The sequence below is a fragment of the Candidatus Phytoplasma tritici genome (assembly GCF_000495255.1).
Lineage (GTDB): Bacteria > Bacillota_I > Bacilli_A > Acholeplasmatales > Acholeplasmataceae > Phytoplasma > Phytoplasma tritici.
Window position 1 is genome coordinate 239300 of record NZ_AVAO01000003.1, and the last position, 16945, is coordinate 256244.

At 34.2% G+C, this 16945-nt stretch carries 11 protein-coding genes, 2 tRNA genes and 2 rRNA genes; all 15 read right to left on the minus strand.

Features of this window, described 5'->3' with window-relative positions; all coding sequences use genetic code 11:
* Positions 1-2: 2 nt before the first annotated feature.
* Entirely contained in the window at positions 3-3824 is a 3822-nt protein-coding gene (gene rpoB, locus N747_RS0102415; RefSeq protein ID WP_024563633.1) for a DNA-directed RNA polymerase subunit beta, read from the minus strand.
* A 174-nt stretch (positions 3825-3998) separates the two neighbouring features.
* Entirely contained in the window at positions 3999-4376 is a 378-nt protein-coding gene (gene rplL, locus N747_RS0102420; protein ID WP_024563634.1) for a 50S ribosomal protein L7/L12, read from the minus strand.
* A 43-nt stretch (positions 4377-4419) separates the two neighbouring features.
* Positions 4420-4929: a 50S ribosomal protein L10 gene (gene rplJ, locus N747_RS0102425; protein ID WP_024563635.1), complete on the minus strand. Its 510-nt coding sequence runs from the start codon at positions 4927-4929 to the stop codon at positions 4420-4422.
* A 39-nt stretch (positions 4930-4968) separates the two neighbouring features.
* A complete protein-coding gene (gene rplA, locus N747_RS0102430) occupies positions 4969-5664 on the minus strand; it encodes a 50S ribosomal protein L1 (protein WP_024563636.1) in 696 nt (231 codons plus the stop codon).
* Between the two features lie 83 nt (positions 5665-5747).
* Complete coding sequence (gene rplK, locus N747_RS0102435; protein WP_024563637.1) at positions 5748-6173, minus strand: 50S ribosomal protein L11; 426 nt, start codon at positions 6171-6173, stop codon at positions 5748-5750.
* A 198-nt stretch (positions 6174-6371) separates the two neighbouring features.
* Complete coding sequence (nusG, locus tag N747_RS0102440) at positions 6372-6971, minus strand: transcription termination/antitermination protein NusG (protein ID WP_024563638.1); 600 nt, start codon at positions 6969-6971, stop codon at positions 6372-6374.
* A 1-nt stretch (position 6972) separates the two neighbouring features.
* Positions 6973-7383 carry a preprotein translocase subunit SecE gene (gene secE / locus N747_RS0102445; RefSeq protein WP_024563639.1) on the minus strand — a complete coding sequence of 137 codons (411 nt, stop codon included), beginning with the start codon at positions 7381-7383 and terminating at the stop codon, positions 6973-6975.
* A gap of 16 nt (positions 7384-7399) precedes the next feature.
* A complete protein-coding gene (rpmG, locus tag N747_RS0102450; protein ID WP_024563640.1) occupies positions 7400-7546 on the minus strand; it encodes a 50S ribosomal protein L33 in 147 nt (48 codons plus the stop codon).
* A 267-nt stretch (positions 7547-7813) separates the two neighbouring features.
* A complete protein-coding gene (rlmB, locus tag N747_RS0102455; protein ID WP_024563641.1) occupies positions 7814-8521 on the minus strand; it encodes a 23S rRNA (guanosine(2251)-2'-O)-methyltransferase RlmB in 708 nt (235 codons plus the stop codon).
* A 5-nt stretch (positions 8522-8526) separates the two neighbouring features.
* The gene (locus N747_RS0102460) at positions 8527-10977 is read right to left on the minus strand and encodes an HAD-IC family P-type ATPase (RefSeq protein ID WP_024563642.1); all 2451 of its coding nucleotides are present in this window, start codon (positions 10975-10977) and stop codon (positions 8527-8529) included.
* Positions 10978-11063: 86 nt separating this feature from the next.
* Positions 11064-13211: a polyribonucleotide nucleotidyltransferase gene (locus N747_RS0102465; RefSeq protein WP_024563643.1), complete on the minus strand. Its 2148-nt coding sequence runs from the start codon at positions 13209-13211 to the stop codon at positions 11064-11066.
* Positions 13212-13513: 302 nt separating this feature from the next.
* A tRNA-Asn gene (locus N747_RS0102470) sits at positions 13514-13590 on the minus strand.
* 6 nt (positions 13591-13596) lie between these two features.
* Positions 13597-13672 (minus strand) — tRNA-Val (locus N747_RS0102475).
* A 25-nt stretch (positions 13673-13697) separates the two neighbouring features.
* A 5S ribosomal RNA gene (rrf, locus tag N747_RS0102480) occupies positions 13698-13806 on the minus strand.
* A gap of 35 nt (positions 13807-13841) precedes the next feature.
* A 23S ribosomal RNA gene (locus N747_RS0102485) occupies positions 13842-16706 on the minus strand.
* Positions 16707-16945: the final 239 nt, after the last annotated feature.

A 16945-nucleotide genomic window follows, 5' to 3' on the forward strand; every position in this document is an offset into this window, starting at 1 on the left:
CTTTAATTATAACCTTCCTTTTTGTAATCAATTAAGGATTTATTAACTTCATTTTCTTTAGTATCAGTTTTGATTAGTTCTACGTACAATCCTAAAGATTGCAATTCTTTAATAAAAACTCGGAAACTTTCAGGAATGCTTGGTTTAGGCAGCGGAGTTCCTTGAACGATGGCGCTATAAGTTTTATTTCTACCTACAATATCATCACTTTTGACTGTTAAAATTTCTTGTAAGGTGTGAGCAGCTCCATAAGCATAAAGTGCCCATACTTCCATTTCACCGAAGCGTTGTCCACCGTTTTGGACTTTTCCTCCCATAGGTTGTTGGGTAACTAAAGTGTATGGTCCTACATTTCTGGCGTGGAGTTTGTCATCTACCATGTGAGATAATTTAACCATATACATAACTCCTACAGAAATACGACTGTCATAAGGTTCACCGGTGCGTCCGTCATATAAAACCATTTTGCCATCAGGATCTAAATTGGCTTCTTTCATGATTTCTTTAAGGTCGTAGTCATTGACACCATCAAAAACAGGAGTTGCCACTTTGATGCCTAATTTTTTGGCAGCCATTCCTAAATGGATTTCTAAAATTTGTCCAATGTTCATCCTACTAGGAACCCCTAAAGGATTTAACATGATGTCAATTGGAGTTCCGTCTGCCATATAAGGAAGATCTTCTTTAGGTAAAATACGAGAAATTACACCTTTGTTCCCGTGTCGTCCTGCCATTTTATCACCTTCGTTGATTTTACGTTTTTTAGCGATGAAAACACGGATGTTTTCATTAACACCAGCAGGAAGAACATCACCGTTTTTTCTGGAGAAATAATGAACACTTTGGACGATGCCTCCTTCACCAAAAGGAACTCTTAAAGAAGAGTCTTTATATTCTCGGGCTTTTTCACCGATTACGATTTGAATTAATTTTTCAGAAGGAGAAGGTTCGATGTTTCCTTGAGGAGTGATTTTACCTACTAAAATATCTCCTTCTTTAACTTCGGAACCAGGAATAATAATTCCTCTTTCGTCAAGGTTTTTAATAGCATCAGCGCCCACGTTGGGAACTTCTCTAGTGATTTCTTCTTGACCGCTACCTTTCTTTAATTCTCTAGTTTGGACTTCGTATTTATCAATGTGGATGGAAGTGTAGACATCGTGTTTGACTAATTCTTCTGACATAATGATGGCATCTTCATAGTTATAACCTTCCCAAGTCATAAAAGCCACTGTAACATTTCTACCAAGTGCTAATTCACCTTGAGATGTAGAAGGTCCACTTACTAAAATATCACCTTCATTGATTTGTTCTCCCAAAACTACAATCGGTTTTTGCAACACTAAAGTATCTTGATTGGATTTGGCAAAGTTGATTAGGGTGTATTCAGCTTGGTGTTCTTTGTAGTTGTTTTCATATAAATCCTTGGCTTGGGTATAGGTAAATTCTTGGGTGGTATCGTAAAGGGTTTTACCATTTAATGAAACAGTTTGGTTGGGTTTTTTGGTGATAATTATTTTTTGAGCATCAACATAAGTAACAAACCCTGATTCACAGGCAATAATTAAACAACCTGAGTCTTTGGCAGCGCGATATTCAACACCTGTTCCTACAATAGGGGATTCAGGAATTAATAAAGGGACTGCTTGACGTTGCATATTGGCTCCCATTAAAGCTCTGGAAGCATCATTGTGTTCTAAAAAGGGGATCGAAGAAGTTGCAACAGAGACAATTTGTTTAGGAGAAACGTCAGCATATGTTATTTGGCTTCTTTCAAAAATGCCTGTTTCACCGTTGCTACGAGCAATTATTTTTTTATCTTGAAAAGCATTATTGGCATCCAAAACAAACCCAGCTGAGGCAATAATTTCTTCTTTTTCTTGGTCAGCTGTTAAATAGTCTATGTGGCGCGAAAGAGTAGTTTTTCCGTCTTGGTGCAAAACCTTAAAGAAAGGAGTTTGGATAAAACCACACTTATTGACTTTGGCATAAGTGGAAAGGGATGTGATAAGCCCAATTGAAGGTCCTTCAGGAGTTTCGATGGGGCATAATCTGCCGTAATGGGAATTGTGCACGTCGCGCACTTCAATGCCTGCACGGTCACGATTAATTCCTCCTATACCTAGAGCTGATACCCTTCTTTTTTGCGTCAATTCTGCTAAAGGATTGATTTGATCCATGAATTGTGATAAGCGTGAGCTTGTGAAAAAAGTTTTGATTACACTCATTAAAAAAGTAAAATTAACTAGGTCACCTGGACCGTTAACTTCAATGAATTTGCTAGTAGAAATCATATCTTTGATATTTTTTTCAGCTCTGGTAAGACCAATTCGAAATTGGTTTTTTAACAATTCTCCAATTAATCTTAAACGACGATTACCTAAATGATCGATATCATCAACAGTGCCTACGTTTTCATAAAGATTCAAATAATAATTAATGCTTGCAATAACATCTGATAAAGTAATGTGTTTTTTGGTTTCTCTTTGGTCGTTTCCGATAAGTTTGACTTTGTGATATAACTTGCCTGATTCGTCTTTTGAAGTATAAACTTCTAAAATTTCGTTAAAAACTCCTTGACGTTCTGCTTCTTTTTGATAAATATCTTTAGTTCCTAGGAAAAATTTAGATACTTTTTCGTCAAGGGTGTGAATATTGTGTCTTAAATGATTGATAATATCGTCGTTAACTAAAGTATCTTTAGCTACTAAAACTTCACCAGTGCGAGAGTTGATGATGTTAGTTTTGGTGAATAATTCGTTTTTTTGAGGATATTTTTTATATGCTAAAATCTCTTCATCAGTTTCATTTTCTAAATTGTGTTTAGCATCAAAGATTTCTTGAAGCAAAAAATGACGATTTTGTTTCAGGATTGCAATTTTTTCTTTGGTTAAGAGTTCGCCTTGTGCAATTATTATTTCTTGGTTTTCAGGATTGACAAAATCACAAACTAAATAAGTGTTTTCAGCTCGGGTAAGAACGTCTAGTTTTTTATTAAATTTGTATCTTCCCACTTTAGCCAGGTCGTATTTTTTTTGATCAAAAAGTCTTGTTCTAATAAAATCTCTGGCAGTATCGACAGGAACTTTTTCGCCTTGACGTATTTTAGAATACAGCTCTACCAAGGCGTTATCTGAGTCCATATCAGTTTCTTTATCAAAAACAGAATCAAGGATAGCACTTTTGCCAAAAACATTTTCGATTGCCTCTTTGCTGTCAAATCCTAGAGCATAAATAAAATTGGACAAGGGAATTTTTTTGGAACGATCTAATTTGGCATACAAAATTTCTTTAGAACCTTCTTCATATTCAATCCAAGCACCACGTGAAGGAATTACTTGTCCAGAATAAGTGGTTCTGTTGAGTTTGCTGTCAAAATTGCCTGCAAAATAAACACTAGCGGAACGTACAATTTGAGAAACAACTACTCTTTCAGTGCCATTGATGACAAAAGTACCAGTGGAAGTAATTAGAGGCAATTCAGTAAGTAAAATATTGCTTTGTTTAGTTTCGCCAGTTAAAACATTTTCTAAAGTAGTTTTGACAAATAATTGGGCAACATAACTTATATCTTTAATTTTAGTTTCTTCAATGCTATATTTTGGTGGTGTTAAAAAATAATCATTAAAGTGAATTTTTAAATCCCCATTATAACTTTCAATAGGACAAAAATCCTGCAACAATTCTTTAATACCGTGTTTTAAAAACCAATCAAAAGATTGGTTTTGAATTTCAATTAAATTGGGCAAATCAACATCATAAATTATTTTAGAATAATTACGACGTTGTGCTTTTTTGCCATATTTTACATTATGATAACCCATCTTATGCTCCTATAAATTATTAATTGGTAGTTTGTTTTGCCAAAATCTTTATTTTTAATTGTGTCTTTGCGATTTTTGGGTTTTGTTGTGGGGGTGGGGTATAAAAATAAAAACAATGAAAGACTAAAAAACCTGAGAAAACTCAGGTTTTTATATTACTTACAAGATAATAATTTATTGAAGTTCAACAACAGCTCCAACTTGTTCTAACTTGTTTTTAATATCTTCTGCTAAAGCTTTAGAGACATTTTCTTTTACTTTGGAGTCAGGAACTTTAATAAAATTAGCAGCTTCTATCAAACCTAATCCTGTTACTTCGCGCACTTTTTTAATAACAGCAAGTTTCTTTTTTTCATCAAAACTTTTCATAACTACTGTGAATTCGGTTTTTTCTTCTACTTCAGCTGCATTATTTGCTCCAGGAGCTGCAACTGCTAAAGCAGTTGGGTCAATTCCAAACTCTTCTTTTAAACCATCTAATAATTCTTTAATCTCTAATAAAGACATTTCTTTTAAAGCCGATAAAAAAACTTCTTTTGTTAACTTAGCCATGTCAATCTCCTTTGTTATAATCTTTTCATTCATAAATTAATTTTTATTGTTGGGGGTTTTCTTGTTGTTTGGTTTTTGCTAAAATATTTAGACCAATTGCTAAATGTTGCAAAGGTAAAAACATTGAAGCAGCTAAAAGCGCTAACATTTTTTCTTTTGAAGGTAAAGTAGCTAATATGTTTATTTCTTGCAAGGAGACAATTTTTTGTTCCACAATGCCAGAAACTATTTTAACTGCTTTATTTTTTTTAGCAAAATTATAAATCGTTTTGATTGGTTCTAATAATTCTTGGGGACTAATAATTAAAGCTTTTGCTCCTTTTAAAAAGGTAACTAAATCAGCTTGTTTGGCGTTAGCAACAGCTCTTTGCATGATGTTTTTGGGATATACTTTTGCTTCGCAACTAGTTTTTTTTAACTCACGACGCAGTTGCATAAAAGAACTTACCGGTAAACTCGTATATTCAAAAACAATAACTGTTTTAGCAGTGCTAATTTTTTCTTGCAAAACAGCAACTGAATCTATTTTTTTGGCTAACTGAGGTTTTATCATGATTATGCCCTTTTCCTTCCTTCAAAATTTTTATCTTGATTATTGTGAAATTGTAACAGGGTCAATTTTAATACCTGGTGCCATCGTAGTTGAAATAGTAACACTTTTAATGTAAGTGCCTTTCACTGTACGAGGTTTAACAGCCATTAATTGAAGATATAAAGTTTTTAAGTTTTCTAGTAATTTTATCTCATCAAAAGAAACCTTACCTAATATGGCATGAATATTTCCTCTTTTGTCTAGGCGATATTCAATTTTACCATTTTTAATTTCTTTGACTGCTTGTAAAACATCATTTGTTACAGTGCCTGTTTTAGGGTTAGGCATTAGCCCTTTGGGTCCTAAAAGACGCCCTAATTTACTTAATTGTGGCATCATTTCAGGAGTAGCAACTAAGACATCAAAATCAACCCAGTTTTTGGCAATTTTATCAATTAAATCTTGATCGCCTACGTAATCGGCTTGAGCTTCTTGTGCTTGTTTTGCTTGTTCTCCTTTAGCAAGAACTGCTACTTTTAAAACTTTGCCAGTGCCATGTGGTAAAACCAATGATCCTCTTAAATTTTGATCAATTTTTTTGGGATCTAAATTTAGATTAAAAGCACATTCTACCGCAGCATCAAATTTAGCAACTTGAGTTTGTTTAGCTAAACTAATAGCTTCTTGAAGTGGGTATTTTTTTTTAACATCAAACATTTGTAATGATGCTAAATATTTTTTGCCTCGTTTCATCACAGTAATTCCTTTCTCAAAACAACTTGATATTTTTTAGAAATTTTTTTTAATTCGAAATTTGAATAATTGGGGTAAAAACTATTTTAATCTTTTACTAAAATTCCCATATTGCGAGCTGTGCCTTCAATGATTTTGCAAGCTTTTTCAACACAATAAGCATTTAGGTCTGGAAGCTTTAAATTAGCAATTTCTTCTATTTGTTTGTGTGTGATAGTAGCTACTTTAGTTTGGCTTGCATTAGCAGAACCAGATTCAATTTTAGCAGCTTTTTTTAAAAGATCGCTTGCTGGAGGAGTTTTAGTTACAAAAGTAAATGTTCTGTCCTCATAAACAGAAATGATAACAGGGATAACGAAACCCATTTGATCTTTAGTTGTTTCGTTAAATTGGGAACAAAAAGCAGGAATATTAACTTGGGCTTGTCCTAAAGCAGGTCCTACTGGAGGAGCTGGATTAGCCTTTCCTGCAGAAATTTGTAATTTTACCGTTTTAACAACTTTTTTAGCCATAAAAAACCTTTCTTTGGAACGAGGACTTTAAATAAAAAACTTGATAATTTGAGTTGTTTATTCTTTGTTTGCGTTTAATTAAATTTGGAATATTTTTGATATTGTCACATAAAAAAATATGATAAAATTTTTTAGACAACTTATTTTAACATAAATTTTAAATATTTGATAAAAAAATATTAGAAATTGTGAAAAAAGTTAAGATATTTCTTTGAAGTCGTTGAAAGAAATTTCTACTGGAGTTGCTCTACCAAACAAATCTATTTCCAATGTCATTTTTTCACGGTCGTCATCAATACTTGATACTTGTCCTATTTGACCCGCAAAAGAACCAGAAATGATTTCTACTTTTTTGCCGATTAAATTTTTATAATCAGGTTTGTTGATGATACCCATTTTTAATAAAACGGGATTGATTTCGTTTTCAGATAAAGGAACTGGTTTAGAACCCATCCCGCTTGAACCTAAAAAACCAGTAATTCTCGGAGTATTTCTGACAACAAACCAAGATCGGTCAGTAATCATCATTTGAATAAAAACGTATCCAGGATACATTTTACGCTCTTTTTTAACCTTTTTTCCATCCAAACGAGTTTCATAATATTCTTCTTTAGGAGACAAAACATTAGATACTAAATCACCTATGCCAATGCTTTCGACTCTTCTTAACAAATCGTCTTTTACAACGTTTTCATAACCTGAATAAGTTTGGGCAATATACCATTTAAGGTGGCGTGTGTTTTGGAAGGTTTTTTCTTGCGCTTCTGTCCTTTTTATTTGTTTTTCTGTTTTATTCATTTTATTTGCTCAACAAATTTTTGATTTTGACACAAAATTGAGTTAATTTGCCAATAAAATAAGAATCTATGGTATGAACAAAAAGTATTAAAAACAATGTGAAAAAAATAACTTGTAATGCGTTAAACAAAATTTGTTTTAAGGAAGGCCAGATAATGTTACAAATTTGCAAAAATGCATCTTTGAAAAAAGCAAATGAACCTATCGCGAAAATAAAAACACTCAAAAGAACTAAAGCACAAGGCAATGCCCAATGCATAGTTTCAAAATGTTTTGTTTGCCATAATTGCCCACAAAGAGCAAGAGACAAAATAGAAGTGATAATTAGTAAAATATTGAGCAAACTATATTCTCTTTTGATTACTTCTAATAACTGATTTGGTTTGGTTTCTCTTACTATTTTAATTCCCATAAAGTTAAAAACTCCTTTACTTAGTTTCTTGATGCAAAGTGTGTTTGTTGCAATAAGAGCAATATTTTTTTAAAATTAAACGTTTTGAGTTTTGATTGGCTCGTGGTTTGGTGTTGTAATTGCGGTTTAAACACAAAACACAAACTAAAATATTTTTTTTCAAAAAAATAGCTCCTTTTATGTTACAAAGTTTAAAAAACATTAATTTAATTTTCAAAACATCTTTTTTTATTATATCATAAATCAGTGTTTTTGTGTAAAAAATAAATTACAAAAATTGCTTTGTGCAAAAAATTATCCCAGAAAGAAAATATTTGGAATATTGGATGAAAGATGGTAAGAAAACTAAAATAAACCCAAATTAGATTAATGATTAACTGCTTAAAAAAATAAGTTAGTTATTGGTTTTCTTTTTGGAATGGGATAAGGTTTAATTATCACCAAAAATAAAAGTGGAGTAGATCATTAGTGCAGCAGCAACACTTACATTTAAAGAATTTATTTTTCCATACATAGGGATTTTAACCAACAAATCACATTGCTTTTTTAATAAATGTCTAATGCCCGTTCCTTCGTTGCCAACAATAATAGCCAAAGAACTATTTTTAGGGATTTGATGAAAAGATTGGTAAGAATTGCTATCGGTTCCAACGATTAAAACTTGATTTTTTTTCAGTTTTAAAATGGTTTGATGCAAATTGGTAACTAAAAAAACTTTAGTGTATTCCAAAGCACCACAAGAAATTTTGGCAACTGTAGAATTGAGTGGAACTTGATGTTTTTTACTCATAATAACACCATCTAAAGCGCAAGCTTCAACAGTTCTTAAAATGGCTCCTAAGTTATGGGGGTCATTAATAGCGTCTAAAATTAAGAATTTTTGGAATTTAGTAGAATCTAAATAAGTGTCTAGATCATAAAAAGTGTAGTCACAAACATTAGCAGCGACTCCTTGATGGTTTTTTTGTTTAGTTAGATCATATAAAAAAAATTTGTTAACTAATTGATAAACAATATTGTGCTTTTGCAAAAACATTATAAAAAGATGGTCTTTAATTTTTTCATCTAAATATAGTTGATAAATTTTTCTCTGCGCTTTAATTGCTTCTTTTATGGGGTTTTTTCCGTAAATAATCATATTAATTATTTGTTTTCTTTCTTCAATTTTGTAGTTTTTGTTGGACGGGGTTTTTGGGAAATTTGGGTTATGAAAAAGGATAAAATGATGCTTAAAACTAATAAAACTTTTTCAAGATTACCAAATTGAGACATTTCTTCAAAAACATCCAAAATAAATGAAGCTGTCATAAAACCTGTTAACATTGCTACAAATAAAAGTAATTTAGCTAGATTAAAAGGTTTAGAAATTCTAAATAAAACAGCAAATAAAATGAAAGTGGAGAATAAAATTACAAAATTAGAAACTATTTCTAATTGTTTGAAATCGGGAGTTTGGGTTGATATAAAACCAATTTGCAAACCAAAAGTTAAGACATAACTAATAAAAACTAGACTTGCATAAGGCAAGGCTTTTTTGAGATTGTTAAGTAAAAAGTTTTCACTGATAATTTCGTTGTTTTTTTCAAAAGATAAAAAAAGCGAAGGAATACCAATTGACCAATAGTCCATGACAAATTGCAATTTCAAAGGTGATAAAGGATAGTAGCAAGGACGCCTTAAAAAATTAAAGAAAATAACAGCAATTGCAAGCATAAAAGCAATAATAGTTTTGGTGAAAAACAAAATAGAGATTTTATCTAAATTGTTAATAATTCTTCTACCTTCAAAAACTACTTTAGGCATGGAAGAAAAATTAGAATCCATCAAAACTAAATTAGCAATATTACAAGTAGCTTGGCTACCTGATGCCATCGCAATGGAAAGATCGGCTTCTTTTAGGGCTAAAATATCGTTTACACCATCTCCTGTCATGGCAACTTTTTGTCCTGTTTGTTTAAAAGTTTGAATTAAGATTTTTTTTTGTTGGGGCGAAGTTCTTCCAAAAACATTGTATTTAGTAGCTATTTGGATAACTTCTTGATCAGAAAGCCCTTCTAAACTGATGTTTTTATAAGCATCGATAATACCTACTCTTTGAGCTATTCGAGAAACTGCAATATGATTATCACCAGAAATTACTTTAACACAAACGCCATTTTTCTGGAAAAAATCAATGGTAGTGACTGCGTCTTTTTTAATGGTATCTTCAATGATAATTAAAGCTAAAGGGATGCATGGTATGTCATGTAATTTTTGGTTTTTACAAGTTATTTGAGAAATACAAGACTCAGGGCTTTTAGCTAATAAAAGTACTCGATAACCTAATTGGGTATGAGTTTCAAAATCTTTTTTAATAAGATGAAAATTTTTTTTTAAAATGAATTCAGGAGCACCCAAAAAAATGGTTCCTAAATTTTTAAATTCAACTGCACTATATTTTCTTTCGCTGGAAAAAGGAAGTTTTTGGGAGACTTGATAAAGAGTTGAAACAGGAAAAGTGTTGGGGCTAAATTTGTTTATTAAAGCATTATAAGTGCTATTAGAAGTGGAACAAGCAGATAAAAAAGAATTCATTAATTTAGCAAAATCAAGTTCTTTAGGGTGATAAGTAATAACTTTTTTAACTTGCATAGTACCATCAGTAATAGTTCCTGTTTTGTCGAGGCATAAAGTGTTTATTTGAGCTAACATTTCGATTCCAAATAGATTTTGTGCATAAGTTTTTTGTTTTGCTAAACGTACAAAACCTACTGCCAAAGAAATGTTGGTCAGCAAAAAAAGCCCCAAAGGAAGCATTGCTATCATCATGCCACACAAACCTAGTAAGGAATTTTGCTTGAAATCTGATATTTTATTATTTTCTTTATTAAAAGCAAAAAAAGCTAAAATAATAGCAAAAAGTGTGACAAAAATAATGATTGTTTTGATTAACGAAGATAAACTTTGCATCAAAGGAGTGGTCGGTTTTTTGTATTTTTTAGCTTCTTGGGAAACTTTTTCAATATACATATCACTTCCCACAGCTACAATTTCGGCATAACTTTGACCTGATACCACGTAGCTACCAGAATATAAAAAATCGTTTTCTTTTTTAACAACTAATTTAGATTCACCAGTTAGAAGTGATTCGTTAACTTCTAAAACACCCGATTTTACCTTAGCATCAGCTACAATTTGTTCGCCTGCTTCCAAAAATAAAAGATCTTCCAAAACTAAATCAGAAGAAAAAACCTTTTCTTTTTGACTATTTCTTATTACTTGGGAATGGCTTTTCATCAACAAAGATACTTTGTCAAGAGTTATTTTAGCTTTAATTTCTTGAATCACGCTAATAAAAAAATTGGTTAAAGAAACTACTAAAAAAAATAAATGTTCATATTGTTTTACGAAAATAATAATTAATGCTACAATTAAAATCAACAAATTAAGATAATTGAATAAATTACTAAATAAGATATCTTTAATACTTTTAGAATTTTTATAGTTAGAAGTATCAACTTGACCCGCAATTTTTTTTTGTTCTACTTGCTTGTTAGTTAGTCCTGTAAGATTTTGTTTTGTTTCGATATTGGGATTATTTAAAGATTCATTCATGAACAAACCACCACACTTTTCTTAAATGATATCGGTATTTTTTTATAAATTAATGGGTATTGGTAATAATTTTTGAAAGGCAAAAACTAAAAGTTTTTTTCTTGTGTGTTTTTGGGCAAAAGCAAAAAATCAATTCTTCCGCGATCGTTGATTTTGGTGCATTTAACCGAAACTGTTTCACCTATTTTTAAAACATCGGTGATTTTTTGAAATTTCATTTTATTAACGTGAATAAGTCCTTCAATTCCTGGACAAACTTGTGCCACAGCTCCAATCATTTTTCCTTGTTTGTCACTTAAAAAACGCAAAATAGAGGCTTGATAGCAAGCGCCTACTTGAATTTCTTGGATTAAACTTTCAATAAAAGCGACTGTTTTTTTGACTGTTTCTAAATTATAATGCATTACAAAAACGCGTCCGTCTTGTTCAATATCAATTTTTACACCATCATGAGATTCAATAATTTGATTGATGATTTTGCCACCACTTCCGATAATATCACGAATTTTTTCTGGTTTGATTTGCATCATACAAACTTTAGGAGCGTACTGTGAAACTTCTAAACGAGGTTGAGAAATTGTTTGGTTCATGTGTTCTAAAATATGAAGGCGTCCTTTTTTGGCTTGAAAAAAAGCTTCTTGCAAAATTTTAAAAGGGATTCCTTGGATTTTAAGATCCATTTGTAAAGCAGTAATTCCTTTATTGGTGCCTGCGATTTTTAAATCCATGTCTCCAACGTGATCTTCTAAACCTTGGATATCACTTAAAATAACGTATTTATTGGTTGCTTGGTCAAAAACTAATCCTACTGACATTCCTGCAACGGCTTTTTTTAAAGGAACCCCTGATGCCATTAATGCCAAAGAAGAAGCACAAACAGTGGCTTGAGAAGAAGAACCGTTAGATTCTAGAATTTCAGAAACTACTCTAATAGTGTAAGGAAAATCTTTTTCTTCGGGCAAAACTTGAGATATAGCTTTTTCGGCAAGAGTACCGTGTCCGATTTCTCGTCTGCTAGGGGCAGTATAACGACCAACTGCACCAACTGAAAAAGGAGGAAAGTTATAATGAAGCATAAAACGTTTATTTTGTTCGTCGCTTAGGCCGTCAATAATTTTGCTTTCTGATAAACAACCTAAGGTCACTGCAGCAAGGCTTTGAGTTTGTCCTCTGGTAAACAAAGCAGAACCATGAGCGCGGGGCAACAAATCAATTTGGGATTCGAGGGTTCTTATTTCTTCTAATTCTCTTTTGTCTGGTCTTATTTTTTCTTGCAAAATTAAAGAACGCGTTTCTTGTTTGGATAATTTTTGAAATAAGATTTCTGTTATTTGTAAATGTTTTTTGTGGGCTTCGCAATCAAAAAAAGTGGTAGTGTTAATAGTTTTGAAAAAAGGAGTTTGTTTGGCTTGGTCTAAGATTTGTTCTTTTAATTTTTGTAAATCATTTTTGCTGTTACAACTTAAAATAGCTTGTTTAACTTGGGATTGGTGTTTGACAAAAAAGACTTGTTGTTGGGTTTGTTCGGTTTTATGCAAGATGTTTGTAATTTTGACAGGTGCAAATTGTTGCTTGATATTTTCTTGAAATAAACACAGTTTTTTAATGTATTGGTGTGCAAAATTAATGGCTTCTAAAAAATCTTGTTCGCTAACTTCATTGGCGTGTGCTTCTATCATAGTAACGTTGTTTTTGGTGCCTGCAACCATCAAATGTAGAGTAGAATTGGCAAGTTGTTTCAAAGTGGGATTTATGATAAGTTCGTCGTTTATTTTTCCTACATAAACTCCGGAAATAGCTTCAAAAAAGGGTATTTCAGAAATTAATAAAGAAAGAGAACTTCCAAGCATAGAGGCAAGTTCGCTTTTAAAATCAGAATCTAGGCTTAAAACTGTATTAATTACTTGCACTTCTTGTTGAAAATAATCAGGGAATAAGGGGCGTAAGGAACGGTCAATGAGGCGTGAAGTGAGGATTTCGTGGTCGTTGGAACGCCCTTCGCGGCGTAAAAAACTGCCAGGAATTTTTCCAGCAGCATATAATTTTTCTTGATAAATAACAGTAAGAGGTAAAAAATCAAGATTATTGGGTTTACGACTAAAAACAGTAGTTGTAAGAACCACTGTATCTTGGTAACGTACTAAAATGGAAGCATCAACGTTTCTGGCGTAAGTTCCTATTTCGACTTGAAAAGAATCTTTTAAATTAGTAGTTTCAAAAACTTTTTTTAACACTTGAGATATACTCCTTTAAGTAACTTTGTTGGGGTGGTGGCAATTTTGGATGTGATAAAAAAATATATAAAAATAAAAAGCTAGAGTTTGAATTGATTTCAACAAACTAGCTTAATAATTAGATAATTATTTTAATTTTAAGTGATATTTATAAAAAAAATCAATTTAAAATTATTTTCTTAAAAAAAACATAATTTTGTTAAAAAAATAAGCCAATCATTGATTGCAAAATTGACTTAATAAATTAGAAAATACTAATTTAAAAATGGGTTTCAAGGATAAAAGAAAAAACATAACAAAGATGGCGCCCACGCTAGGACTCGAACCTAGGACCCTCTGATTAACAGTCAGATGCTCTAACCAACTGAGCTACGTAGGCAATTTTTGGTAGAGGATGAGGGACTTGAACCCCCGACATTCTGCTTGTAAGGCAGACGCTCTCCCAACTGAGCTAATCCTCTTTTTTATTCTTTTTTATAAAGCAAACCTTGGCACTCCATATCTTCGCTCAATAAAGAACTATTGTCAGTACTAAGGACTTAACTGCTGTGTTCGGGATGGGAACAGGTGTTGCCCCTTAGTTTTATGCACCAAGGATCTTTCAAAACTAGATAAACGTTGGTATTTAAAAAAACAAAGTCAATGGGTCTATTAGTACTAGTCAGCTGAAAAGATCACTCTTCTTACACCTCTAGCCTATCCACCTGATAGTCTTTCAGGGACCTCATAGGGAAATCTCATCTTAAGGGAGGCTTCACACTTAGATGCTTTCAGTGTTTATCCCTTCTATACATAGCTACTCAGCTATGGCTCTGGCGAACCAACTGAAACACCAGCGGTATATCCATCCCGGTCTTCTCATACTAGGGACAGTTCCTTTCAAATTTCCAACGCCCACGACGGATAGAGACCGAACTGTCTCACGACGTTCTGAACCCAGCTCGCGTTCCGCTTTAATGGGCGAACAGCCCAACCCTTGGAACCTTCTCCAGCTCCAGGATGCGATGAGCCGACATCGAGGTGCCAAACCGCTTCGTCGCTGTGAACGCTTGGAAGCGATAAGCCTGTTATCCCCAGGGTAGCTTTTATCCGTTGAGTCACGGCCCTTCCATTCGGTACCGTAAGATCACTAAGTCCGACTTTCGTCCCTGCTCGACTTGTAAGTCTTGCAGTCAAGCTCCCTTGTGCCTTTATGCTCTACAAATGATTTCCAACCATTTTGAGGGAACCTTCGAACGCCTCCGTTACTCTTTAGGAGGCGACCGCCCCAGTCAAACTGCCCACCAAACAATGTCCCTCACATTACACATGTGCAGGTTAGAAACTAAAAATAACAAGGGTGGTATCCCAAGGACAACTCCAGAAAAACTAGCGTTTTTCTCTCACAGTTTCCCACCTATCCTGTACATCTTATTTCCAATTTCAATATTAAGTTGCAGTAAAGCTCCATGGGGTCTTTTCGTCCTGTCGCGGGTAACCGGCATTTTCACCGGTAATTTGATTTCACCGAGGCTCTTGTTGAGACAGCGCCCAAATCGTTATGCCTTTCGTGCGGGTCGGAACTTACCCGACAAGGAATTTCGCTACCTTAGGACCGTTATAGTTACGGCCGCCGTTTACTGGGACTTCAATTCAATGCTTCGTTGCCTGACATCTCCTTTTAATCTTCCAGCACCGGGCAGGCATCAGCCCCTATACATCACCTTACGGTTTAGCAGAGACCTATGTTTTTGATAAACAGTCGCTTGGGCCTATTATCTGCGGCTTTTGGTTTTAATAAAAGCTCTCCTTATCCCTAAGTTACGGAGTAATTTTGCCGAGTTCCTTAACAAGAGTTTGCTCGCGCGTCTTAGTATACTCTACCTACCCACCTGTGTCGGTTTGCGGTACGGGTAGTTAATCAATTAGCCCTAGAAGTTTTTCTTGAAAGTATGACATCAATCACTTTACTTTCAAACCTTGTCTTTAAATGAGAAAACGGATTTGCCTGTCTTCTCAGACTTAGTTTTTCTACCCCAATCCAATAAGGGGCGTGTTTAGCCTGCTTTGTCCCTCCGTCAGTTGATTAACTAGTGCAGGAATCTCAGCCTGCTTGCCATCGATTACGGATTTCTCCCTCACCTTAGGACCCGACTAACCCAGGGAGGACGAACCTGGCCCTGGAAACCTTGGGTTTTTGACGGATAGGATTCTCACCTATCTTTTCGTTACTTACACCGGCATTCTCACTTCTGACCTCTCCACCACTGCTTCCGCTATGGCTTCACCGATGTCAGAACGCTTCCCCTACCATTCAAATAACTAAGAAGCTATTTGAATCCGTAGCTTCGGTATGATGTTTTAGCCCCGGTACATTTTCGGCGCAGAGTCATTCGACTAGTGAGCTATTACGCACTCTTTAAAGGATGGCTGCTTCTAAGCCAACCTCCTAGTTGTTTAAACGTCTTCACTTCCTTTGCCACTTAACATCAATTTTGGGACCTTAGCTGACGGTCTGGGCTCTTTCCCTTTTGACCATGGACCTTATCACCCACAGTCTGACTGCTGATTTTATTTGGTAACATTCGGAGTTTGATTGAGTTCGGTACCCCGAGGTGGAGCCCTTACTCATTCAGTGCTCTACCTTCACCAAATTACTAAATCAACGCTAGCCCTAAAGCTATTTCGGGGAGAACCAGCTATCTCTGAGTTCGATTGGAATTTCACCCCTAGCCACAAGTCATCCAAACACTTTTCAACGTGTCCTGGTTCGGTCCTCCATTTAGTTTTACCTAAACTTCAACCTGCTCATGGCTAGCTCACTTCAGTTTCGGGTCTATGACATGCAACTAAACGCCCTATTAAGACTCGCTTTCGCTACGGCTCCGTTCCTTAAAACTTAACCTTGCTCCACATCATAACTCGCCGGTTCATTCTGCAAAAGGCAAGCCATTACACATTAACGTGCTTTGACTAATTGTAGGCACACAGTTTCAGGATCTATTTCACTCCCCTTTCGGGGTTCTTTTCACCTTTCCCTCACGGTACTAGTTCACTATCGGTCACTAAGAAGTATTTAGCCTTAGGAGATGGTCCTCCCATCTTCCGACAAGATTTCTCGTGTCTCGCCGTACTTATTAATACCCTAGATTTTAACTTACGTTTACGGGACTGTCACCTTCTTTGGTGCTTCTTTCCAAAAGCTTCTACTTTGTTAAAATTTTGTAACTAGAAATGGTATTAGGCTGTTCCGGGTTCGCTCGTCACTACTACCAGAATCGTTATTACTTTCTTTTCCTGCGGTTACTTAGATATTTCAGTTCGCCGCGTTTCCCTTCTTCTAAAAAGATAAATCGTATTAGAAGAATATTACATCTTCAATGTAATGGGTTTTCCCATTCGGAGATCCACGGATCTTCACTTATTTACAGCTTCCCGTGGCGTTTCGCCGTTAATTGCGTCCTTCATCGGCTCTTAGTGCCAAGGCATCCACTGTGCGCCCTTAGTTCCTTTGATTTTTTAACCTTCGTTTATCTACTTTTCAAAGAGCTTTTTTTAATATTTTGCCTATTTGTGGTTATGGTGGGCCTAAATGTGTAACTTGAACCACCGACCTCACAATTATTAGGTGTGTACTCTATAACCAACTGATCTATAGTCCCTTAATATTAAAAAGATTAAAATATTGTAAATACAATTTGCAAGTAAGTTAGTTATAATGAAAAACTTTCTTAAGTCTCTCAAAACTGAAGATG

Excerpts from the sequence above, each read along its gene's own strand:
- N747_RS0102460 (WP_024563642.1), bottom strand. The coding sequence starts at position 10,977 with ATGAATGAATCTTTAAATAATCCCAATATCGAAACAAAACAAAATCTT.
- rplK (WP_024563637.1), bottom strand. The coding sequence starts at position 6,173 with ATGGCTAAAAAAGTTGTTAAAACGGTAAAATTACAAATTTCTGCAGGA.
- secE (WP_024563639.1), bottom strand. The coding sequence starts at position 7,383 with ATGGGAATTAAAATAGTAAGAGAAACCAAACCAAATCAGTTATTAGAA.
- rplL (WP_024563634.1), bottom strand. The coding sequence starts at position 4,376 with ATGGCTAAGTTAACAAAAGAAGTTTTTTTATCGGCTTTAAAAGAAATG.
- rpoB (WP_024563633.1), bottom strand. The coding sequence starts at position 3,824 with ATGGGTTATCATAATGTAAAATATGGCAAAAAAGCACAACGTCGTAAT.
- nusG (WP_024563638.1), bottom strand. The coding sequence starts at position 6,971 with ATGAATAAAACAGAAAAACAAATAAAAAGGACAGAAGCGCAAGAAAAA.
- rplJ (WP_024563635.1), bottom strand. The coding sequence starts at position 4,929 with ATGATAAAACCTCAGTTAGCCAAAAAAATAGATTCAGTTGCTGTTTTG.
- rlmB (WP_024563641.1), bottom strand. The coding sequence starts at position 8,521 with ATGATTATTTACGGAAAAAACCCCATAAAAGAAGCAATTAAAGCGCAG.